This window comes from Haloferax sp. ATCC BAA-644, assembly GCF_000336975.1.
Classification (GTDB): Archaea; Halobacteriota; Halobacteria; order Halobacteriales; family Haloferacaceae; genus Haloferax; species Haloferax volcanii.
Genome location: NZ_AOLF01000013.1, coordinates 434,787 through 455,661, shown reverse-complemented (window position 1 = coordinate 455,661; position 20,875 = coordinate 434,787). Strand labels below are relative to the sequence as shown.

The window sequence follows — 20,875 nt, the reverse complement described above, 5'->3', positions numbered from 1 at the left end:
GATGACGGGCGCTCCCGACGACGCGGCCGGTGGCGACGACTCCGAGTCGACCGAGGACGACGCAACCGCCGCCGACGCCCGCGGGTTCGCCGGGCCGATGCGCGACTGGCTCTCCCATCGGGTCGCCGCGACACCCGACCGACAGGCGCTCATCCACGCTGCGACCGGCGACTCGTGGACCTTCCGCGAACTCGACGCGCTCGTGGACGAGACCGCCGGCCAGCTCGCCGCCCTCGGCGTCGAGGCCGGCGACCACCTCGGCGTCGTCTTGACCCCCGGCATCGACTACGTCCGACTCATCCACGCCGCGACGCGGCTCGGGGCGGTGCTCGTGCCCCTCGGCGACCGACTCACCGCCGACGAAATCGGTCGCAACGTCGAACTCGCGGACGTGACGACGCTCGTCTGCGGCGAGTCCACCGAGTCGACGGCGGTCGAGGCGACGACCGACGTGCCCGTCGTCTCCGTGGACGACCCGCGCTGGGAGGGCGTCATCAACCTCTCGTCTATCGCGCCCAAGCGGGTCGAGCCCGCGGGCTGGTCGCTCTCGGAGACGATGCTCCTGCTTTTCACCTCGGGGACGACCGGGACCCCGAAGGCCGTGCGGCTCACCATGGGCAACCTGCTCGCCAACGCCGTCGCCGGGGCGTTCCGACTCGGCGTCTCGCGCGACGACCGCTGGCTCGTCACGCTCTCGTTGCACCACATGGGCGGCATCGGCCCGATTCTCCGCGGCCCGCTGTACGGGACGACCGTCGTCCTCCGCGAGGGGTTCGACGCCGGCGGCGCGGCCGACGACATCGGCAAGTACGACGTGACGGGCGTCTCGCTCGTGCCGACGATGCTCACGCGGATGCTCGACAGCAGGGGGACGCTCTCGGACTCGCTTCGCGTGGTGCTCCTCGGCGGCGCGCCCGCTCCCGACGAACTCATCGAGCGCTGTCGAAACTACTCGGTGCCGGTCCACCCGACCTACGGCATGACCGAGACCGCCTCGCAGGTCGCCACGGCGACCCCGCGGGAGGCGTTCGACGACGTGGGGACCGTCGGGCGGCCGCTCTACTTCACCGACCTCCGGGTCGTCGACGAGGACGGAACCCCCGTCGAACCCGGCACGCCGGGCGAACTCGTCGTGTCGGGGCCGACCGTCTCGCCCGGCTACTACCGGAACCCCGAGGCGACCGCCGAGGCGTTCACCGACGCCGGCCTCCGAACCGGCGACATCGGCTCCCGCGACGACGACGGTCTCCTGTACGTCCTGAACCGGAAGGACGACCGAATCATCACCGGCGGCGAGAACGTCGACCCCGGCGAGGTCGCGGCGGTCCTGCGGGACCACCCCGACGTGGACGACGCCACCGTGCTCGGCGTCCCCGACGCCGAGTGGGGCGAGCGCGTCGCCGCCCTCGTCGTTCCCGCGGACCCGGAGAACCCACCGGACGACGACGACCTCGACGACTTCTGCCGCGAGCGACTCGCCGGGTTCAAATGCCCGCGACTGGTCGCGACCGCGGACGAACTCCCGCGGACCGTCTCGGGGACCGTCGACCGCGAGGCGGTCCGCGAGCGACTGGCCGCGGCCGAGCCCGTCGCGGAGGCCGAACCGGGGCGCGCGACCGATTACGACGACACCGACGACGATGCCGGTGACGACGACACATCCGTCGAAGCCGAGACCGACTCCGGCGAGGCGACGCCCGCGAACGACACCGACGGGGACGTCATCGACGAGGCCGAGGACGACGCCGGAGACGACGCGGCCGTCGGAGACGCCGACCGCGACGAAGCCGAGGGCGATAGTGAAGCGAGCGTCGACGGAGCCGAACGCGGCGACGCCGAGCGCGCGGAAGGCGACACCGACAACGGAGACGCCGACGCCGGCGATACCGACGGCGGCGACCGTGGTGATGAGTTCGTTCCCGACCGCGACGAGTGAGTGAACGCGCCCGCGGGTGACGCCGAATCCACAGCCCGCACCACGCCGAGTCGTTTCCAAACAATCATTACGTTTTACCACAAGAGGACACTATGGTAGGTGCTACCAACCAGACACTTCGGCCGTTTCTGTGGCGCGCGGGCAAGCTCTATCCGGACCGCGAAATCGTCTCTCGGACCGCCGAAGGGCTGGAACGCTACACGTACGCGGAGTACGAGGGTCGCGTGGCACGGCTCGCGGGGGCGCTTTCGGACGCCGGCATCGGGGACGGCGACCGGGTGGCCACGTTCTGCTGGAACCACAACCGCCATTTCGAGACGTACTTCGGGGTCCCCTCGATGGGCGCGCAGTTGCACACCATCAACCCGCTTCTGCCCGACCACCACATCCAGTACATCGTCGAGAACGCGAAAGACCGCATCGTCTTCGTGGACCCGTCGCTCGCGCCGAAACTCGCCGGCGCGGCCGACGAGGACGCCTTCGCCTCCGTCGAACAGTTCGTCGTGATGGCCTCCGAGGTACCGGACGACGTGGGCCTGTCCCCGGTGACGGACTACGAGTCGTTCATCGCTGACCACCCCGGCGAGTACGACTGGCCGGACCTCCCGGAGGACCAGCCGGCGGGGATGTGTTACACCTCGGGGACGACGGGCCAGCCGAAAGGCGTCGAGTACTCCCAGCAGATGCTGTGGGCGCACACGATGGCGACGCTCCCCGAGTCCGGCCTCGACATCGGCGCGAAAGACGTCATCATGCCGGTCGTCCCGATGTTCCACGTCAACGCGTGGGGCCTGCCGTTTTCGACGACCGCGGCGGGCGCGAAACACGTCTACCCCGGCCCGTCTCCGACGCCCGAGGACCTCGCGACACTCATCGAAGAGGAGGGCGTGACGATGACCGCGGGCGTGCCCACGGTGTGGCTCGGCCTGCTCGACTACCTCGACGAGCACGACGCGGACATCTCCTCGCTCGAACGCATCATCATCGGCGGGTCGGCCGCGCCCAAATCGGTCATCCGGCGGTTCGACGAGGAGTACGACGTGGACGTGCTCCACGCGTGGGGCATGACGGAGATGTCGCCGGTCGGCACCGTCGCCCACCTCAAGCCGGGGATGGAGGACCTCCCCGCCGAAGCGCAGTACGAAAAGCGCGCCAAGCAGGGCCTGCTCGCGCCGGGACTGGAGATGCGCGTCGTCGACGACGACGGGAACGAGGTCCCGTGGGACGGCGAGGAGTTCGGCGAGCTGTGGGTCCGCGGCCCGTGGGTGACGACCGAGTACTTCGAGCGCCCCGACGCCAACGAGGAGGACTACGAGGATGGCTGGCTGAAGACCGGCGACGTGGTCACGGTGGACGAAGACGGCTACGTCCAAATCGTCGATCGGGCGAAAGATGTCATCAAATCCGGCGGGGAGTGGATTTCGTCGCTCGAACTCGAAAACAGCATCATGGCCCACGACGACGTGGCCGAGGCGACCGTCATCGGCGTCCCCCACGAACGCTGGCAGGAGCGCCCCGTGGCCTTTATCGTCCCGAAGGGCGGTGTCGACGAGGACGCGCTCAAGGCCGACCTCGTCGCGCGCGTCGAAGACGAGTTCCCGAAGTGGTGGGCCCCCGACGAGGTCGTGTTCATCGACGAGGTGCCGAAGACCGCGACCGGCAAGTTCGACAAGAAGGTGCTCCGCGACCAGTACGACGACTCGTCGCTCGTCGAGGGCAAGACGCCCGATTCGGAGGCTCCGTCGGACGAATGAGCGTCGGGCAACGGACATTTTAACAAAAAACAAGTTTGAAGTTTAGACTGGTTCCATGCCTATTTTTACTGTACGATTCCATGGCGTGGTATGGAACTTCTCGACGACTCCATCGTGCCCGAACACGCCCGCGACCTCAAGCAGGAGGCCCGCGAGTTCGCAGAGGCGCACATCGAACCGGTCGCGGCGGACTACTACGAGTCCGGCGAGTACCCCCACGAGGTGCTCCAAGCGGGGATGGACGCGGGGCTCGTCGCCCAGGATATCTCCGAGGAGTACGGCGGCAAGGGCTTCGACCTCCAGCAGATGCTCGCCATCTCCGAGGAGTTCTACCGCGCCGACGCCGGCATCGCGCTGACGCTCCAACTCGCCTCGTTCGGCTGCGAGATTATGGAGCACTACGGCAGCGAAGAACAGAAAGAGACGTGGCTCCGCCCGGTCGCTGAAAACGAGCAGCTTTCGGGGCTCGCGGTCTCCGAGCCGCAGACCGGCTCCGACATGGCCGGCATGGAGACGACCGCCGAGAAGACCGACGACGGCTACGTCCTCAACGGCGAGAAGTACTGGGTCGGCAACGCCGTCGAGGCCGACTGGCTGACGGTGTACGCCAAGACCGCCGACACCGACGACCGCTACTCGAACTACTCGATGTTCGTCGTGCCGACCGACACGCCCGGCTACGAGGCGGAACACATCCCCGAGAAGATGGGCATGCGCGCCTCCAAGCAGGGCCACATCGTCTTCGACGACTGCGAGGTGCCCGAGGAGAACCTCATCGGCACCGAGGGCGGCGGCTTCTACATGCTCGCGGACTTCTTCAACCACGGCCGCGTCATCGTCGGCGGCCACAGCCTCGGCCTCGCGGCCGCCGCCATCGAGGAGACGTGGGAGTTCGTCCACGACCGGCAGGCGTTCGGGCGCAGCGTCTCGGAGTTCCAAGCGGTCCAGCACATCCTCGCCGATATGCGCATGGAGTTCGAGGCGGCCCGCGCGCTCAACTGGCGCGCCGCCGAGAAGGTCGCGAACGGCGAGGACGCCGGCTTCTGGGCGGCCGCAACGAAGACGAAATCGACCGAGACGGCGGTCGACGTGGCCGAGCGTGGCATGCAGCTCCACGGCGGCCGGTCGGTCCTCAACGAGTACAAGATTTCGCGGGTCTACCGCGACGCGCGCATCCCGGTCATCTACGAGGGCGCAAACGAGATTCAACGCAACCTCATCTACCGGCAGGGCGGACTGTGAGCAGTCCCCGGCACAGCCCCCGGAACTGACAACTCGTTTTCCGGTTTGGCATGGCTTGACCGGAACGCAGTTACTATCTGAGCGTCGTACCTTGAGTCAGCACCAATGGTACGCACGAGCGTTATCGGCTGCGGAAACATGGGGAGCGCCCTCCTCACCGGGCTCTGGAAGGCGGGCGGCCACTCGGTCGTCGCCTGCGACCTCGACCCCGACGCCCTCGCCGCGGTCGCCGACTACTGTGAAGAGACGACGGACGACGTGTCGCGCGCGGCCGACGCCGACGTGGTGTTCGTCGCGGTCAAGCCCGACATCGTCGAGGCCGTCCTCTCGGAACTCGATTTGTCACCCGACCAGACTCTCGTCACCATCGCCGCGGGCGTCCCGACCGCGTTCGTCGAGGCGCACACCGACGCCCGCGTCGTCCGCATCATGCCGAACCTCGCCGCCGAGACCCGCGACATGGCGGCGGCGGCGACCGGCGACCTGACCGACGAGGTCCGCGAACTCCTCTCGGACGTGGGGGAGTTCGTCGAGGTCGAAGAGTCCCAGATGGACATCGCAACCGCGGTCAACGGGAGCGGCCCGGCCTTCGTCTTCTATCTCATCGAGGCCGTCACGCAGGCCGGTATCGCGGGCGGACTCTCCGAGGAAGACGCCGAGATTCTCGCCGCCCAGACGTTCAAGGGCGCGGCCGAGACCGTCGTGCAGGACGACCGCACCGCCGACGAACTCATCGACGCGGTCTGCTCGCCGAACGGGACGACCATCGAGGGGATGGAGGTCCTCTGGGACAGCGACGCCGACGACGCCGTCACCGAGGCGGTCGTCGCGGCCGAGCGCCGGTCGAAGGAACTCGCGGAGGAGTTCGCTGATGAGTGAACTGAGCGAGACGACGGGGGCGTCCGAGTCGACTGCGGCTGCCGACCCCGATGCGGTCGCCGCCGCCCGCGAGGCCGCCGCCGAGGCGGACCGCGTCATCGTCAAGGCCGGCACCAACTCACTGACCGACGACGACTCCAACCTCGACGACGACAAACTCGACAAGCTCGTCGACGACATCGAGTCGCTGCTCTCGCGCGGCAAGGAAGTGCTGCTCGTCTCCTCGGGCGCGGTCGGAGCCGGCATCGGACGGCTCGACCACCCCACGGCGGACCGCGACACTCTCGAAGCGTCGCAGGCGCTGTCGACGGTCGGCCAGAGCCTGCTCATGCACCGCTACACCGAGAGCTTCGAGCGCTACGACCGGAAGGTCGCCCAGATACTCATCACCCAGCACGACCTGGAGAACCCCGAGCGCTTCACCAACTTCCGGAACACGGTCGAGACGCTTCTGGAGTGGGGCGTCGTGCCCATCATCAACGAGAACGACGCGGTCGCCACCGAAGAGCTCCAAATCGGAGACAACGACATGATTTCGTCGGACATCGCGGTCGGTATCGGCGTCGACCTGCTCGTGACGCTCACCGACGTGGGCGGCGTCTACACCGGCAATCCGAAGGAGGACTCCGACGCCGAGCGCATCGAAGTCGTCGGCGACAATTACAGCGACGTGGAGGACATCGTCACCGCGAGTTCGACCGGCGGCTTCGGCGGCATCCAGACGAAGGTCCGCGGCGCGCGCGACGCCGCCGAGTACGGCATCCCCGCCGTCATCGCGCGGTCGACCGAACCCGACGTGTTAGCGAAGCTAGCCGAGCGCGAATCGGTGGGAACAATGTTCCTCCCCCTCGATGGTGAACTCGATGACTGAGCGAGACACGACCGCGCAGGTCGAACGGGCACAGTCGGCGGCGCTCCGCCTCGCCAACGTCGACGCGGCCGACCGCGACGCCGCGCTCGGAGCCATCGCGGACGCCATCCGCGACAACAGCGAGGCGATTCTCGCGGCCAACCGCGAGGACGTCGCGGAGGCCGAGGCAATGCTCGCGGACGGCGAGTACACGCAGGCGCTCGTGGACCGCCTCAAACTCGACGAGGCGAAGCTGGACGACATCGCCGGGATGGTCGAGTCCGTCTCCGAGCAGGACGACCCCCTCGGCGAGACGCTGGAGGCGCGCGAACTGGACGCGGGCCTCGAACTCTACAAGCTCTCGGTCCCCATCGGCGTCGTCGCGACCATCTTCGAGTCGCGGCCCGACGCGCTCGTCCAAATCGCCGCGCTGGCGCTGAAATCCGGCAACGCCGTCATCCTCAAGGGCGGCAGCGAGGCCAGCGAGTCGAACCGCGTGCTGTACGAGACGATTCTGTCCGCCACCGAGGAGCTGCCGGACGGCTGGGCGACGCTCATCGAGGCCCACGAGGAGGTCGACCGCCTGCTCGAACTCGACGACATGGTCGACCTCGTGATGCCCCGCGGCTCCTCGGAGTTCGTCAGCTACATCCAGGACAACACCCAGATTCCCGTCCTCGGCCACACCGAGGGCATCTGCCACGTCTACGTCGACGAGGCGGCCGACCTCGACATGGCCGAAGACATCGCCCTCGACGCGAAGGTGCAGTACCCCGCGGTCTGCAACGCCGTCGAGACGCTCCTCGTCGACGAGGCGGTCGCCGCCGACTTCCTGCCGGCGGTCGTCGAGCGCTACCGCGACGAGGGCGTCGTCCTCCGCGGCGACGAGGCGACCCGCGAACACGTCGATATCGACCCCGCGACCGGCGACGACTGGGACACCGAGTACGGCGACCTCGAACTCTCCGTCAAGGTCGTCTCGGACCTGTACGACGCGGTCGATCACATCAACGCCCACGGCTCGAAACACACCGAGTCCATCGTCACCGACGACGCCGAGCGCGCGGAGACGTTCATGACCGGCGTCGACGCCGCCAGCGTCTTCCACAACGCCTCGACCCGCTTTGCCGACGGCTACCGCTACGGCCTCGGCGCGGAGGTGGGCATCTCGACGGGCAAGATTCACGCCCGCGGCCCGGTCGGCCTCGAAGGGCTGACGACCTACAAATACTACCTCGAAGGCGACGGCCAGTTGGTCGCCACCTACGCCGGCGAGGACGCCGTCCCCTTCACCCACGAGGTGCTCGACGCCGACTGGAACCCCGGCCACCGAAGCCGTCGGGACTAACCGGTCCGGCGGTCCGGCGGTTCGGATCCGGTTTTCGCGGCAAACAGAACTATATCCCTGACAGTCGCCTCTCCGGTAGAGTCGCTTTCGGCCGCGACTCGGTGACTCAATGGACTTAGACGAATTCGTCAGCGCGCACGCACCGTCCGAAGGCGGCGACTCCTTCGAACTCGAAAGCTCGAAGCTCCTCGACGTGGCCCTCGACGGGCACGTCATGGCGAAAGCCGGGTCGATGGTCGGCTACACCGGCGACATCTCCTTCGAGCGGAAGTCCGCCGGCGGCCTGAAAGGGATGCTCAAGCAGAAGGCCACCGGCGAGGGCGATGTCATGATGCAGGCGACCGGCACCGGCCACCTCTACCTCGCGGACCAGGGCAAGGAGGTCCAGATTCTCGAACTCGACGCGGGCGAGGAGCTGAGCGTCAACGGCAACGACGTGCTCGCGTTCGAGTCGAGCGTGAACTGGGACATCAAGATGCTGACGAGCATCGCCGGCACCTCCTCGGGCGGCCTGTTCAACGTCTTCCTCGAAGGCCCCGGCCACGTCGCCATCACGACCCACGGCGAGCCAATCGTCGTCCCGACGCCGGTCAAGACCGACCCCAACGCGACCGTCGCGTGGAGCGGCAACGTCTCGCCGTCGTCGAACCGCGACATCAACATCAAGGGCCTGCTCGGCCGCTCGTCGGGCGAGTCCTACCAGCTCGAATTCGCGGGCGACGACGGCTTCGTCATCGTCCAACCGTTCGAGGAAGTCGGCCCCGGTCAGTAGCGTAGCGACCGTTCGCTCCCGTTTTTCACCGTCGCTCGTCGACCGCGCTCGCCCCGCGAGCCGATACGGCGCGGGCCGAAACGACGCGTATCTCTAGTGCCCGACGGAGATATATTGACTGCCTGAACGGTTATGCCGGCTCCGTCCTAACCCCGGAATATGGGTGACATCAGCGTCCACCTGGTCGACCGCGGCCGCGTTCACGCGGACACCGGCTACGTCCTCGACGGCTACTCCATGGGGAGCGCGTCGAACCCGAACCCCGACCACGAGATGAGCGAGTTCGTCGTCTGGAACGCCGTCGTCGACGGCCCCGACCGGACGGTGCTGTGGGATACCGGCTCGAACCCGGCCGCCGCCGACGGCTACTGGCCCGACCCGCTGTACGAGGCGTTTTCGCACGTCGATGCCGCGGACCACACGCTCGAAGGCGACCTCGGCGCGGTCGGCTACGACCCCGCCGACATCGACGCGGTGGTGATGAGCCACCTGCATCTCGACCACGCGGGCGGCCTCGTCGAGTTCGCGGGCACAGACGTGCCGATATACGTCCACGAGGAGGAACTGAAGTTCGCCTACTACTCGGCGAAGACGACAGAGGGCTCCATCGCGTACCTCGCCTCCGACTTCGACCGCGACCTGAACTGGCACGTCGTCCACGGCGACGAACACACGCTGTTCGACGGCTTCCGGCTCGTTCACCTGCCGGGTCACACCCCCGGCGTGCTGGGCGCGCACATCGAAACGCCCGACGGCGACGTGCTCGTCGCGGGCGACGAGTGTTACGTCGAGGGCAACTACGCGGACGAAGTGCCGCTCGGCCCCGGCCTGCTGTGGAGCGAGCGCGACTGGTTCGAGAGCCTCCAGACGGTGAAGGAACTCGAACGCCGGACCGGCGGCGACGTGCTGTTCGGCCACGACCTCGCCCGCTTCGAGTCGTTCGGCGACGGCTGGAACGTCTGAAGCGGGTGGACGGCGCGCGCGTCGGATTCTGATTTTCTGGATTCATTCGATGGCCGGCCGACGGCGACCGCTCTCGGTCAGTCGAAGAAAGCAAAAAGGGAACCGCAGGGATAGTGCGGAGGGGTGGAGTGGGGGGAGGGGTTGGAGGATTGGTTGGCTGTGGGAGACGACGGGCCGGCCTAAATCATGAGCTGCACGTCGGCGTCGGCCATGTGCTGGAGGGCCGTCGCCGCGCCGACGCCGGTGGTGACGCCGTCGTAGAACTCGGCTTCGTCGTAGCCCATCAGCTCGATGGTCATCTGGCAGGCCTGGAGGTCGACGCCCATGTCGAGGGAGGTCTCGATGAGTTCCTCGACGGTCGCGGTCCCGTTTTCCTGAATCTTCTTTTCCATCATGCTCGTGGCGACGCTGTCCATGAAGGGCAACGCGGCGACGGCGTTCGGCATCGGCATGCTCGGGTTGCCGACCGCGCTGAGCTTCAGGTTCTTCGACTTCTCCTCGTGGAGGATGTCGAGCCCCCAGAACGTGTGGAAGACCACGACGTCCCAGCCGAATGCGGCCGCCGTGCTGGCGAGGATGAGCGGCGGGTACGCCATGTCGAGGGTGCCTTTGGTCGCGATGATGGTCATCGACTTCTGGCCGTCGTCGTCGGTCGCCTCCCGGAGGTCCGAGACCTCTTCTTGCAGGGCTTGGACCTGCGCTCGGAGGTCTTCGACGGAGGCGGCTCCCGCGTCGACGGGCGCGTCGGCGTCCGAGCTCATTCCTTCTGGATGAAGTGGCGGAAGACCGCGTCGCCGTCTTCCTCGGCTTCTTCCTGTTCGAGCATGGCGACGCCGTCGGTGGCGTCGGCCCAGCCCTTCAGGTCGCTCATGCTGCCGGAGTCGGTCGCGACGACCCGCAGAATCTCGCCGCTTTCGAGGTCGTCGACCGCGCCGCGGGTCTTGACGACGGGCATCGGGCAGGACAGTCCTTTCACGTCGAGGGTCTCGGTGGGTTCGTATGTACTCATTTTCGAAGTCACCTGTGTTGGGTGTATTCCACAATATAAGGGTGCTTCGTAAAAGTGTGTCGGTTCTTGGGTAGACTACACAATATCTACTCAGCTACGTCTACCCGGGCAATAACAGATGATTCACGGGCTTAAGAACCATTGTGCGCTTACGCGAGTGCGAAATCGCACTATATTTGGACGATATCTGCGGGATGAATATTGTAGAAAACACAAACTACCATCCGAAAGTTTAAGTCTGACCACCCGATAGTGGGTGATGCATACATGACCGTTCCAGACCTGCCGGAACTCGACGTCGACGTGCCAGTCATCGAACCCGAGGCGCTGAAAGCCCGCATCGACGAGGGCGAGGCGCTCACCATCCTCGACAACCGCGTGCCGTCGGAACACGAGGACTGGCGCATCGACGGCGAGAACGTCTCGCACGTCAACATCCCCTACTTCGAGTTCCTCGACGAGGAGCTCGACGAGTCGCTGTTCGAAGAGCTGCCCGAAGACGAGGAGTTCGTCGTCCTCTGCGCGAAGGGTCACTCCTCGGAGTACGTCGCCGGGCTCCTGATTCAGGAGGGCTACGACGCCGTGGCGCTCGAACGCGGCATGAACGGCTGGGCGAGCGTCTACGAGTACACCGAACTGGAGACCGACGGCGACGCGCTCGTCGCGCAGTACCAGCGCCCCTCCAGCGGCTGTCTGGCGTACCTCGTCGTCGACGGCGACGAGGCGGCCGTAGTCGACCCGCTCCGCTACTTCGCCGACGAGTACGTCGCCGACGCGAAGGCGCTCGGCGCTGAACTCAGGTACGCCGTCGACACGCACATCCACGCCGACCACATCAGCGGGGTCCGCACGCTGGTCGAAGACCACGGCGTCACGGGCGTCATCCCCGAGGCCGCCGAAGCCCGCGGCGTCGACTACGACACGCCCTACGACACAATCGCGGACGGCGAGACGCTCGCCGTCGGCGACACCGACATCGAGGCCATCCACACGCCCGGCCACACGACCGGCATGACGACCTACAAGGTCGACAACGTGCTCTTTACGGGCGACGGCCTGTTCATCGAGTCGGTCGCCCGCCCCGACCTCGAAGACGGCGACGAGGGCGCGCCCGACGCGGCCGGGATGCTCTACGACTCCCTGCAGGAGCGCGTCCTCTCGCACGACGACGACGCCATCGTCGCCTCCGCGCACTTCAGCGACGCGGCAATCCCCGCCGACGACGGCAGCTACACCGCCACGCTCGGGGAACTGAAGGACACGATGGACGCACTGTCGATGCCCAAAGAGGAGTTCGTGGAGTTCATCCTCTCGGATATGCCGCCGCGACCGGCCAACTACGTCGACATCATCGAGACGAACCTCGGCGTGCAGGAGTCGGACGACGACCGCGCCTTCGAGCTCGAACTCGGGCCGAACAACTGCGCGGCCAGCAACGAAGCTCTGACGAACTAAATGTCGGGTCTGACGCCGCTCCTCGTCGACGGGCTCTTCCCGAACGGTATCGCGCACTACGCGCTCGGCGGCCTCCTCATCGGACTCGGGACCGCCGTCATCTACCTCGGGACGGGCGTCATCGCCGGCGCGAGCACCTTTCTCGAATCGACGCTGTCGTACGTCTCCGACCTCCCGCGGTTCAACAAGGCGAAGTACGTCGCCTCGCGGGACTGGCGGGTCGTGTTCACCCTGAGCATCGTCGCCGGGGCCGCACTCTACACCGTCCTGTTCGGTGACGGCTGGTGGGTCTCCGACGTGCAGCCGTGGCGCTTCGCCGTCGGCGGCGTGCTCGTCGGCGTCGGCACCCGCATCGGGAAGGGGTGTACGTCCGGCCACGGGGTCTGCGGCGTCGGCTCGCGCTCGCGGACCTCGCTCGTCAACGTCGCCACGTTCATGCTCGTCGCCATCGGGGTCGCACAGCTCCTGAGCGCGCTGGGGGTGTCGCCGTGAGCGACGACGAACGCGGACTCGGGTTCATGCTGGTCGTCGTCGCGGGCGGCCTGATATTCGGGTTCGGTCTCGCCGTCAGCAACATGGCCCGCCCGGAGGTCGTCCTCGACTTCCTCCAGTTCGACGACTTCGGCCTCGTCTTCGTGATGGGCGGGGCCGCCGTCGTCACCGGAACCGTCTTCGCGCTCGCCGAGGCGTTCGGTGACCGCGCGCCCCTCACCGGACGCGACTACGGCCGCCGGCTGAAGTCGTTCGACAAGAACGTCGTCGTCGGCGGGGTCGTCTTCGGTGCCGGCTGGGGCATCTCCGGCATCTGCCCGGGTGCGGCCTACGCCAGCCTCGGCATCGGCAACTACCCAATCCTCATCGCCATCGGCGGGATGTTCGTCGGCGCGTACCTCCAGGGGCTCTGGCGCGCCCGCCGCGCCGACAGCGCCGCGACCGGCACCGCCGCCGACTGAGCCGCCCCGCCGAATCGGATTTCGTTCTTTTTGTACCCTCGTCCGCAGAGCGACGGCGACGGGGTTCTCCTCACCCTGTTGGTGAACCGCTGCCGATGGACCGCGTCGCGCGCGCTGTCGAGCAGTCGGTGGTCGTTTCCGCCCGTGAGTCGGCGTTGGACGCTCGCCGCCGGGACTCGAAAACGTCGTCGTGAGTAGCTCTCGGCCGGGGCTCTGCGACTGTAGCTGGTTAGAGATAGTATTGCACAAGAAGCAAACAGCTATTTTGTCATAGATAGCGGACAAATATGTTCGTAACGTCGTGTGATACAAAATATTCCCAGAGTAGGTGGTATTTCTATGTTCTTTCTATAACTTATGAGTATGCAATCACGATGTGGTCTTGTACAGTATTCCCAAAAGCGTTATATTCTCACTCCGGTTAGCCAGCCATGTACAAGAAAGTATGATGAGTGCAATACACTCCGGGCACCCCGAGGGGTGCTGGTAAGATGTTCGGAATCGAGACGCTGGGCGGGAACGCGCAGGCCGCCGCGCTCGTCGGCGTCGTCCTCGTCGAGGCGATGGTGCTGTACGTCGGCTACGGCGCGCTGACCGCGGCGCTCGGCCCGACCGTGCGGAAAGCAATCGGTGGTGAGTGAGCGTGCTGGAGCTATTCGGCATGTCGGCCGGGCTGCTGGCGCTCTTCGTCGCGTTCGGCGTTCTCATCGGCGTCCTGTTCGGCTTCTTCGGCATGGGCGGGTCGTTCCTCGTGACGCCCGCGCTGCTCGTCATGGGCTATCCCTCGCGCGTGGCCGTCGGCTCCGGCCTCGCGTTCGTCTTCGGGACCTCCGTCATCGCGACGCTGAAACACCGCGACCTCGGGCAAGTCGACTACAAACTCGGCGTCTCGATGATTATCGGGACCACGGTCGGCCTCGAAGTCGGGAAGGAAATCGTCCTCTACCTCGAAGAACTCGGACTCGCCGGCAACATCATCAGCGTCACGTACGTGCTGCTCCTCGGCGGTATCGGGCTGTTCGTCACCTACGAGGCGCTGAAAGGCGGCGACGGCGGCGGCGTCAGCCACGACGTAGACGGCGACGCCGACATCGACGCCGACGACATCCCCGAGCTGGCGAAGAAGATTCAGAGCTACTCGCTGCCGCCGATGATAACGCTCCGCGGCGGCGTGCAGGTCTCGCTGTGGATGATTCTGCTCGTCGCGTTCGCCACGGGGCTCCTCTCGGGGTTCCTCGGCGTCGGCGGCGGCTTCATCCGCATGCCCGCGCTGTTCTACCTCATCGGCGTTCCCGTACCCATCGCGGTCGGGACCGACCTGTTCGAAATCATGTTCTCGGGCGGCATCGGCTCGTTCCTCTACGCGCAGTCCGGCGGCGTCGACCTCTCTATCGTCGCGCCGCTGCTCGCCGGCTCCGCGCTCGGCGCGCGCGTCGGCTCCGCGGCGACCTCCATCGTCGACGAGGACGAAATCAAGATTTATTTCGGCCTGATGCTGCTCCTCGGCGCGCTCGCTGTCGCCGTGCGGCAGGCCGGGAACTATCTCGGTATGGGCGTCCTCGACTACGTCAGCCTCGCGCTCATCCTCGGGTCGGCGCTCATGGTCTCCGGCGCGGTGCTTTACAGCGCCGTCAAGTCCATGCGCGCGCCCTCGACTGCCGGGAGTTCGACCGCCGACTGACCGCACCGATTCGCACGCGAACCGCACTCGCATCGAACACGAATCCGCCACACCGGGTCGCTGTCTCCCCCTCGGTGTTGTGCAAACTATACAAACCCTTTTCAGGGCTGACCACGTAGCCCGAACCGACAATGGCTAGCTCGATGGTCGAATACCTGCAATCGGACATGGAGTGCGAGGGGCTCCTCGAGTGTCTCCACGGACTGAAGCAACTCGACCGACGGTGTTTCGAGGTGCTCGTCGAGACCGACGACCGCCTGACCGTCGACGAGGTCGCTGAAGCGGTCGAACGGGAGCGTTCGACCGCCTACCGCTCCATCCAGCGCCTGTTGCAGGCGGGCCTCATCCAAAAACAGCAGGTGAACTACGAACACGGCGGCTACTACCACGTCTACCACCCGACCGACCCCAACGAGGTCGCGGACGATATGCAGCGGATGCTCAACGACTGGTACGCCCAGATGGGCACGCTCATCCAGGAGTTCCGCGACAAGTACGACGAGAAAATCGTCCCCGCGGAGTAGTCCTCTCGGCCGACGAGCGGCCGCCGCCCCTCGATTGGTCCGCGTCCCAAATCGATTAGGTTCCGTATTCAACGGTATAGAGTCCATAGCTACTGCCACGACCACCGTATGTCGAAGAGTAAAAGCAGTCCCCGAAACAACGAGTTCGTCGAAGAGTGCCCGTCGTGTGAGTCGCGGACGCCGCACGACGTCTCCATCGAAATCAAGACGGAGAGCCGGAAGCGCGAGAACCGTCAGTTCTCCCGCGAGCCGTACCGCGTCACGCGCTGTACGCGCTGTGGCAACACGCAGTCGCAGCGCATGAACGACGCGTGAGCGACACCCGCGCCGCTCGACGACCGCTTTCGACCGACCGCCTCCGAGTCCGCACGACCGCCTCCGAGACACCGTAGCCACGGTCCGAGCCATGACACAGACTCACACTCACGACGCGCCGACCGTCCTCCTCGTCGACGACGAGGCCGCCCTCGCCGACAGCCTCGCGCTGTGGCTCGAACGACGCTACCGCGTCCGGGTCGCCTACACCGGGCGCGAGGCGCTCCAGTCGTTCGACGACGACGTCGACCTCGTCTTTCTCGACCGCAACCTCCCCGGTCTCTCCGGCGAGTCCGTCCTCGAAGAACTCCGCCGCCGAGCCGACCCGGCGTCGTTCGGCGTCGTCATGCTCAGCGCCACGCCCGACGACGAGCTAACCGCCCTCCCGGTCGACGACGTGCTCACGAAACCCGTCACCAAAGGCGACGTGTTCGACGCCGCCGCTCGACTCATCGACGACACGCCCGAAGCAACACTCGACTAACTCTCCTCGGTCGCTCGCCCCCGCCCGCCTCAATCGTCCGCCGGCGCTGGATTCAGCTCGTCGAAATACGTCTCGATGAGCTTTCGCTCCGCCGTCCGGAGGTGCTCGTGGAGCGTGGGCGGCGAGATACCGAGCGAGTCCGCGACCTCCTCGGCCGTGCTCCCCCGGGGCCACTCGAAGTAGCCGGAGACGAGCGACGTTTCGAGGACCGTCCGCTGCCGGTCGGTCAGCTTCGAGTCGAGCGCCCGCCGGAAGGAGTCGGGCGACTGGACGGACCGCTCGACCTCGCGCTTCGCGACGACGGAGACGCCCGGTGCGGTCGTCGCCACCGCCTCCACGAGCGCGCCGTGGTCGGCGTCGGCCGCGACGCGGAGTGCGAGACTGCCGGTCCCTTCCGAGAGCGTCAGTTGCTCCACGCTCGCGCCGTGGTCGATAGCGGTCGAAAGCGCCGCCTCGGCGTCGGTGCGGAGTTCGACGACGGACTCCTCGTCGCCCTCGGAGACGACGCGGGCCTGCGAGACGCCGTCGGCGTCGACCGCAGCCGCGACCGCGTCGCTGCCCGACGCGCCCGCGACGCTGACGAAGCAGGCGAGACCGTCGTCGAGGCGGGTCACGCCGTCGAGCGAGAGTTGGCAGTCGAGCGCCTCCGAGAGGCGGGCGAGCACGCCGGCGTCGCGACCGACCTGAAACTCCAGTTCGACGACGCTGTCGCCGTTGAGAAGCCGCTTGCTCTGGGTCGCGTTGATGCCGTTGCCGACGGTCGCTCCGAGGTCGGAAAACAGCCCCGCGGACTCGTCGTCGAAGCCGTCGGTCTCGTCGTAGACGACGAGCGCGCCGTACATCGTCTCGCGGTAGTCGATGGAAACACAGAGCGCCGAGACCGCGTCGAGGTCGTCGGCGTCGTCGCCGAGTACGGCCGCGCGGTGCGCCTCGGAGATATCCTCGAAGACGAAGCCGTCTTCGACCGCCCCGTCGACGCCGAACGCCTCGTCGACGAAGTCGAGGTCGATGCCCGCGGGGTCGAGACCGTGGCCCGCCGCCGCGGTACACCGCAGCGTGCCGGCGGCGGTGCGCCTGAGGACGACGGCGGCCTCGTGCGCGTCCGCGACTACGTCGCAGACGGTCTGTTCGATTTCGTCGCGGGTCCGCGCGTCGATGAGCGCCCGGTCGACGTCGCGGAGCAGTTCGTTCGTTCGGTTCAGGCGGTCGAGCTGCGCCTCGCGGTTTCGAATCGCCGCCTCGTGTTCGGCCCGCACCGCCTCCAAGCGACTGCGGAGGTCCGAAAGCGCCTCCGGCTCGCGGAGCTCCTCTACGTCACGGCTGTCGAGCGCCGCCTCGGTGGATTCGAGCGCGAAGTACTCGCGGACCCCGGACTCGAACCCCGACCGAACGAGCAGCTCTTCGACCGTCTCTTTGACCTCCGACTCCGAGACGGGCTTGACGAGGTAGGCGTCGAACGGCATCTCGACGATGTCGGTGTCCGGCTCGACCGCGGTCATCATCGCCACGCGGCAGTCGAGGCCGCGCTCGCGAATCTCTTCGAGCACGTCGTCGCCCGTGACGTTCGGCATCCGGCGGTCGAGGAGGACCACGTCGACCGTGTCGTCGAGTCGGCAGAGCGCTTCCGCTCCACCGTAGGCTGTCTCGACGGCGAACCGCTCGCCGTCGAGCCAGTACCGGCAGGTGTCCGCGAGGTCCTCGTCGTCGTCGACGACGAGGACGACCTGCTCGGCGGCCCGCTGGTCGGGGCTCTCGCGCGCCGAGCGTTCGGTGACCATCGTATCGAACACACAGTAACGGCGGACGGTAATATATCTGCCCATCGAAACAGGTGGAATTTAGGCGGTACGGCGACCCGAGTCGGCGGTCTTCGCCGTCGGATTACTCCCCGACTGAAGCGGTCCAGTTCGGGGGCGAACTCACGCCCGCGGGAGCGTGACGACGAACGTGGCTCCGCCGCGGTCGTTGTCCTCGATTTCGACCGTGCCGCCGTAGCTCTCGACGATTTCGCGGACCAGAAACAGCCCGAAGCCGTTGCCCGGGTTCGACAGGTCCTCGATGCGCTGGTCGACGATGCGGTGTTTCTCCTCGTCGGGGACGCCCGGCCCGTTGTCGGAGACGCGGAGTTCGACCGCGTCGCCGCCGGCGGCCACCTCGACTTCGACCGCGGGGTCCGGTTTGTCGTTGTGCTGGACGGCGTTTTTCAGTAGGTGTTCGACGACCTCGTCCAGCAGGTCGTCGGCGACGACCGAAATCTCCGGCAGTCGCCCGACGGCGACGCTCGCGGCGTCGGACTCCCGCCGGAGCGACTCCACGCCGTGGCCGACCGCCTCGTCGATGCGACGCGGGCGGAACTCGTGGGACTCCCGCTCGACGATGACTTTCATAAACGTCCGCATCGTCCCGACGAGTTCGGTCATCTCGCGGACGCGTCCCTGTATCGTTTCGAGGTGGGTCAGCCCCGCATCGTCCACGAAGTCCTCGACGATGTCCGCCCGCGCGCCGACCACGTTCAAGCCGTTGAGGAGGTTGTGGCGGATGATGCGGTTGACGAACTCCAGTCGCTCCTGTTCGCGTCGCAGCTCTCGCTCTCGCTCCTTGCGGGCGGTGATGTCGTGGCCTTCGAGGACCAGAAACGACACCTCGCCCTCGTCGTCGGTAACCGGCGTGACAGAGAAGTCGACGACGACCAGTCGGTCGGTGTTCTCGCGGTCGATTTCGACCTCGTAGCGGACGAACTCCCCGTCGGCCGCGCGGCCGAGGGCGGCCCGGAGGTCGGCGGTGCGCTCGTCGTCGCCGCGCCACCACGGCGTCTCCCACGCCCGCGTCCCCACCAGGTCGTCGCGGTCGGCGTCGACGAGGTCGAGTGCGGCGTCGTTCACCCGGAGGACCGTGCCGTCCGGCTCGACCAGCCCGATGTACTGGACGGTGCTGTTGAACACCGCGTCGAGCTGTTGTTCGCGGCGCTTCCGCTCGGTCATATCGTGCGTTACCTTGGCGAAACCGATGACCTCGCCGGCGTCGTCGGTCAGGGCGGTGATGGTGACGGACGCCCAAAAGCGGGTGCCGTCGGCCCGGACGCGCCACCCCTCGTTTTCCGCCCGGCCCTCGGTCCGCGCCCGGTCGAGAAGGCGCTCGGGCAGGCCGTCTTCGGCGTCTTCGTCGGTGTAGAACGTCTCGATGTGTTTCCCGAGTATCTCGTCGGCGTCGTAGCCCTTGATGGCCGTCGCGCCGCGGTTCCAGCTCTCGACGCGCCCCGCGGCGTCGAGGCGGAACAGCGCGTACTCCTCGATGTTCTCGACGATGCGCGAAAACGCCTGCTCGCGGCGTTCGAGTTCGCGCTCGCGCTCCCGCCGGACGTGGGTGTCGATGCCGTGGGCGACGGCGTGGCCGAGGTTCGAAATCGGCTCGTCGAGCTCCGTGGTGAACGCCCGCTCGTGTTCGGCGTACATCGTGAGCACGCCGTAGCGGGCGTCGTCGTAGACGAGCGGCACCGACGCCGCCGAGCCGTAGCCGCGTTCGAGCGCCGGCTCTCGGAACGGGCCGAACGCCGGGTCGTCGGGGATGCTGTGGGTCGCCTGCACCGCGTTCGACCGGACCGCGCGGCCGACGGGACCGTTACCCTCGGGCCGGTCCGCCGACACCGACACGGCTATCTCGTCGAGGTAGCCGTCCTCGTCGCCGGCCCACGCGGTCGGCTCCACGTCGCCCGTCGTCTCGTCGACGACGCCGACCCACGCGAACCGGAGTTCCTCGGTCTGAACGAGTCGCTCGCAGACCTGCCGTTCGATGTCCGCCCGCTCGGCGGCGTCGACGATGGTCTCGTTCACGTCCGCAATCACTTCATTGAACGTCGCGAGGATGTCGAGCCGCTGGCGCAGTTCGCGCTCGGCCGCCGACGGCTCGTCGACCGACCGCGGAGAGCCGTCTGTCATCCCTCTCGACCCCTCCGCGGACCGGCGTCCCGTCGTGCGTGCATACCCCGACTCTAACCCCCACCGACTTGTGCGTTTCTCGGTCGGCTCGAATCGGCCCTAACCACGTAGGGTTGTGACTTACTACTAACCGTTCCATTCGACTATATGGCCACAGTGACCTGCCCGGGTCACTCGTCGTGCCCGCACGCCCCCACGGCGGAATCGACAACCCACCCCCTCTCTCCGCCCAGGGGACGTGTCCCTGCCCAAACCCCAACTCCCTTTCCGCGGAATCGACCGACGAGCCGCGGATGTTTCGTTCGTGTCTCCGGCATATACATTCATTTCTAGCCGAGGCAGATACAAGACCGAAAAAACGCTTCACCGCGTCATTTACCCCCGATGAGCACATACGTGCAACCAATGAAGAAAAACGAGCTCATCCACGTCCACTCGCTGCTCGTGGAAATCGCCACAGACTACCGCGACGGTGGGATACTCACGAGCGGCGACCTCGAACCGTACAACCGACTGGGAATCGGCCCGATGGCCCTCCGGGACTGCCGCGCCGACCACGAGCGCGCCGTCCGCACGCTCACGACCACCCTCGCGGTCTGTGCGGCCCGCGACCTCGACCGCGACGCGGAGGCGGTGCCCGGCCGACACCTGCTCCGGTCCGACGAGACGGCCAGCACGGACACCGACCAGCGCGCCCCCTCGTACTGAGTTTTCTTCGCGGCCCGCTCCTCGAACAGCGGCGGCACCGCCCGACGGGTGGACCTAAGAGCGCCCG

21 protein-coding genes are annotated in these 20,875 nt (G+C 67.0%); 17 read left to right on the top strand and 4 right to left on the bottom strand.

From position 1 onward, the window contains the following. Position 1 precedes the first annotated feature (1 nt). From menE to C458_RS06060, 8 genes are all read left to right on the top strand, one after another. Positions 2-1,936, top strand: a complete 1,935-nt coding sequence (menE, locus tag C458_RS06095; RefSeq protein ID WP_008574100.1) for an o-succinylbenzoate--CoA ligase — start codon at positions 2-4, stop codon at positions 1,934-1,936. Positions 1,937-2,028: 92 nt separating this feature from the next. Continuing rightward, positions 2,029-3,690, top strand: coding sequence for a long-chain fatty acid--CoA ligase (locus tag C458_RS06090; RefSeq protein ID WP_008574099.1), 1,662 nt, complete (start codon positions 2,029-2,031; stop codon positions 3,688-3,690). A gap of 90 nt (positions 3,691-3,780) precedes the next feature. Then, positions 3,781-4,932: an acyl-CoA dehydrogenase family protein gene (locus tag C458_RS06085; protein WP_008574098.1), complete on the top strand. Its 1,152-nt coding sequence runs from the start codon at positions 3,781-3,783 to the stop codon at positions 4,930-4,932. Positions 4,933-5,037: 105 nt separating this feature from the next. Further along, positions 5,038-5,811, top strand: coding sequence for a pyrroline-5-carboxylate reductase (proC, locus tag C458_RS06080; protein ID WP_008578258.1), 774 nt, complete (start codon positions 5,038-5,040; stop codon positions 5,809-5,811). Further along, a complete protein-coding gene (gene proB / locus C458_RS06075) occupies positions 5,804-6,682 on the top strand; it encodes a glutamate 5-kinase (RefSeq protein ID WP_008574097.1) in 879 nt (292 codons plus the stop codon). The genes proC and proB overlap by 8 nt, the downstream gene beginning before the upstream one ends. Then, on the top strand, positions 6,675-8,009 hold the full coding sequence (locus C458_RS06070; protein ID WP_008574096.1) for a glutamate-5-semialdehyde dehydrogenase: 1,335 nt from the start codon (positions 6,675-6,677) through the stop codon (positions 8,007-8,009). Before proB ends, C458_RS06070 begins: the two co-directional genes overlap by 8 nt. Positions 8,010-8,118: 109 nt before the next feature. Further along, complete coding sequence (locus C458_RS06065; protein ID WP_008574095.1) at positions 8,119-8,781, top strand: AIM24 family protein; 663 nt, start codon at positions 8,119-8,121, stop codon at positions 8,779-8,781. A gap of 159 nt (positions 8,782-8,940) precedes the next feature. Then, positions 8,941-9,744, top strand: coding sequence for an N-acyl homoserine lactonase family protein (locus C458_RS06060; RefSeq protein ID WP_008574094.1), 804 nt, complete (start codon positions 8,941-8,943; stop codon positions 9,742-9,744). A 179-nt stretch (positions 9,745-9,923) separates the two neighbouring features. Here the strand turns inward: C458_RS06060 and C458_RS06055 are convergent, their stop codons facing one another. Both C458_RS06055 and C458_RS06050 read right to left on the bottom strand, forming a co-directional pair. Then, a complete protein-coding gene (locus tag C458_RS06055; protein ID WP_008574093.1) occupies positions 9,924-10,505 on the bottom strand; it encodes a DsrE/DsrF/DrsH-like family protein in 582 nt (193 codons plus the stop codon). Then, positions 10,502-10,753: a sulfurtransferase TusA family protein gene (locus C458_RS06050; protein WP_049896987.1), complete on the bottom strand. Its 252-nt coding sequence runs from the start codon at positions 10,751-10,753 to the stop codon at positions 10,502-10,504. Before C458_RS06050 ends, C458_RS06055 begins: the two co-directional genes overlap by 4 nt. A gap of 267 nt (positions 10,754-11,020) precedes the next feature. Here C458_RS06050 and C458_RS06045 point away from each other — a divergent pair, with 267 nt between their 5' ends. From C458_RS06045 to C458_RS06015, 8 genes are all read left to right on the top strand, one after another. Next, a complete protein-coding gene (locus C458_RS06045; RefSeq protein ID WP_008574091.1) occupies positions 11,021-12,208 on the top strand; it encodes an MBL fold metallo-hydrolase in 1,188 nt (395 codons plus the stop codon). Further along, entirely contained in the window at positions 12,209-12,700 is a 492-nt protein-coding gene (locus tag C458_RS06040) for a YeeE/YedE family protein (protein WP_004043575.1), read from the top strand. It abuts the gene before it with no gap. Next, positions 12,697-13,161, top strand: a complete 465-nt coding sequence (locus tag C458_RS06035; protein WP_008574087.1) for a DUF6691 family protein — start codon at positions 12,697-12,699, stop codon at positions 13,159-13,161. The genes C458_RS06040 and C458_RS06035 overlap by 4 nt, the downstream gene beginning before the upstream one ends. A gap of 491 nt (positions 13,162-13,652) precedes the next feature. After that, positions 13,653-13,802: a hypothetical protein gene (locus C458_RS18385; RefSeq protein ID WP_004043577.1), complete on the top strand. Its 150-nt coding sequence runs from the start codon at positions 13,653-13,655 to the stop codon at positions 13,800-13,802. Positions 13,803-13,822: 20 nt separating this feature from the next. Beyond that, positions 13,823-14,842: a sulfite exporter TauE/SafE family protein gene (locus tag C458_RS06030; RefSeq protein ID WP_008578262.1), complete on the top strand. Its 1,020-nt coding sequence runs from the start codon at positions 13,823-13,825 to the stop codon at positions 14,840-14,842. Between the two features lie 143 nt (positions 14,843-14,985). Beyond that, entirely contained in the window at positions 14,986-15,366 is a 381-nt protein-coding gene (locus C458_RS06025; protein ID WP_004043579.1) for a helix-turn-helix domain-containing protein, read from the top strand. A 108-nt stretch (positions 15,367-15,474) separates the two neighbouring features. Continuing rightward, the gene (locus C458_RS06020) at positions 15,475-15,681 is read left to right on the top strand and encodes a hypothetical protein (RefSeq protein WP_004043580.1); all 207 of its coding nucleotides are present in this window, start codon (positions 15,475-15,477) and stop codon (positions 15,679-15,681) included. Positions 15,682-15,772: 91 nt separating this feature from the next. Beyond that, positions 15,773-16,165: a response regulator transcription factor gene (locus C458_RS06015; protein WP_006600324.1), complete on the top strand. Its 393-nt coding sequence runs from the start codon at positions 15,773-15,775 to the stop codon at positions 16,163-16,165. 29 nt (positions 16,166-16,194) lie between these two features. On the opposite strand, the gene C458_RS06010 is transcribed toward C458_RS06015, so the two are convergent. Then, positions 16,195-17,943, bottom strand: a complete 1,749-nt coding sequence (locus C458_RS06010; RefSeq protein ID WP_008574085.1) for a bacterio-opsin activator domain-containing protein — start codon at positions 17,941-17,943, stop codon at positions 16,195-16,197. Between the two features lie 141 nt (positions 17,944-18,084). After that, positions 18,085-20,100, bottom strand: coding sequence for a PAS domain S-box protein (locus tag C458_RS06005; protein WP_008574083.1), 2,016 nt, complete (start codon positions 20,098-20,100; stop codon positions 18,085-18,087). A 405-nt stretch (positions 20,101-20,505) separates the two neighbouring features. On the opposite strand from C458_RS06005, the gene C458_RS06000 reads away from it, so the two are divergent. Further along, positions 20,506-20,808: a UPF0058 family protein gene (locus tag C458_RS06000; protein ID WP_008574081.1), complete on the top strand. Its 303-nt coding sequence runs from the start codon at positions 20,506-20,508 to the stop codon at positions 20,806-20,808. The last annotated feature ends 67 nt before the right edge of the window (positions 20,809-20,875 follow it).

Coding starts and splice junctions, on each gene's coding strand:
- menE (WP_008574100.1), top strand. CDS start 2: ATGACGGGCGCTCCCGACGACGCGGCCGGTGGCGACGACTCCGAGTCG.
- C458_RS06090 (WP_008574099.1), top strand. CDS start 2,029: ATGGTAGGTGCTACCAACCAGACACTTCGGCCGTTTCTGTGGCGCGCG.
- C458_RS06085 (WP_008574098.1), top strand. CDS start 3,781: ATGGAACTTCTCGACGACTCCATCGTGCCCGAACACGCCCGCGACCTC.
- proC (WP_008578258.1), top strand. CDS start 5,038: ATGGTACGCACGAGCGTTATCGGCTGCGGAAACATGGGGAGCGCCCTC.
- proB (WP_008574097.1), top strand. CDS start 5,804: ATGAGTGAACTGAGCGAGACGACGGGGGCGTCCGAGTCGACTGCGGCT.
- C458_RS06070 (WP_008574096.1), top strand. CDS start 6,675: ATGACTGAGCGAGACACGACCGCGCAGGTCGAACGGGCACAGTCGGCG.
- C458_RS06065 (WP_008574095.1), top strand. CDS start 8,119: ATGGACTTAGACGAATTCGTCAGCGCGCACGCACCGTCCGAAGGCGGC.
- C458_RS06060 (WP_008574094.1), top strand. CDS start 8,941: ATGGGTGACATCAGCGTCCACCTGGTCGACCGCGGCCGCGTTCACGCG.
- C458_RS06055 (WP_008574093.1), bottom strand. CDS start 10,505: ATGAGCTCGGACGCCGACGCGCCCGTCGACGCGGGAGCCGCCTCCGTC.
- C458_RS06050 (WP_049896987.1), bottom strand. CDS start 10,753: ATGAGTACATACGAACCCACCGAGACCCTCGACGTGAAAGGACTGTCC.
- C458_RS06045 (WP_008574091.1), top strand. CDS start 11,021: ATGACCGTTCCAGACCTGCCGGAACTCGACGTCGACGTGCCAGTCATC.
- C458_RS06040 (WP_004043575.1), top strand. CDS start 12,209: ATGTCGGGTCTGACGCCGCTCCTCGTCGACGGGCTCTTCCCGAACGGT.
- C458_RS18385 (WP_004043577.1), top strand. CDS start 13,653: ATGTTCGGAATCGAGACGCTGGGCGGGAACGCGCAGGCCGCCGCGCTC.
- C458_RS06030 (WP_008578262.1), top strand. CDS start 13,823: ATGTCGGCCGGGCTGCTGGCGCTCTTCGTCGCGTTCGGCGTTCTCATC.
- C458_RS06025 (WP_004043579.1), top strand. CDS start 14,986: ATGGTCGAATACCTGCAATCGGACATGGAGTGCGAGGGGCTCCTCGAG.
- C458_RS06020 (WP_004043580.1), top strand. CDS start 15,475: ATGTCGAAGAGTAAAAGCAGTCCCCGAAACAACGAGTTCGTCGAAGAG.
- C458_RS06015 (WP_006600324.1), top strand. CDS start 15,773: ATGACACAGACTCACACTCACGACGCGCCGACCGTCCTCCTCGTCGAC.
- C458_RS06010 (WP_008574085.1), bottom strand. CDS start 17,943: ATGGTCACCGAACGCTCGGCGCGCGAGAGCCCCGACCAGCGGGCCGCC.
- C458_RS06005 (WP_008574083.1), bottom strand. CDS start 20,100: ATGACAGACGGCTCTCCGCGGTCGGTCGACGAGCCGTCGGCGGCCGAG.
- C458_RS06000 (WP_008574081.1), top strand. CDS start 20,506: ATGAAGAAAAACGAGCTCATCCACGTCCACTCGCTGCTCGTGGAAATC.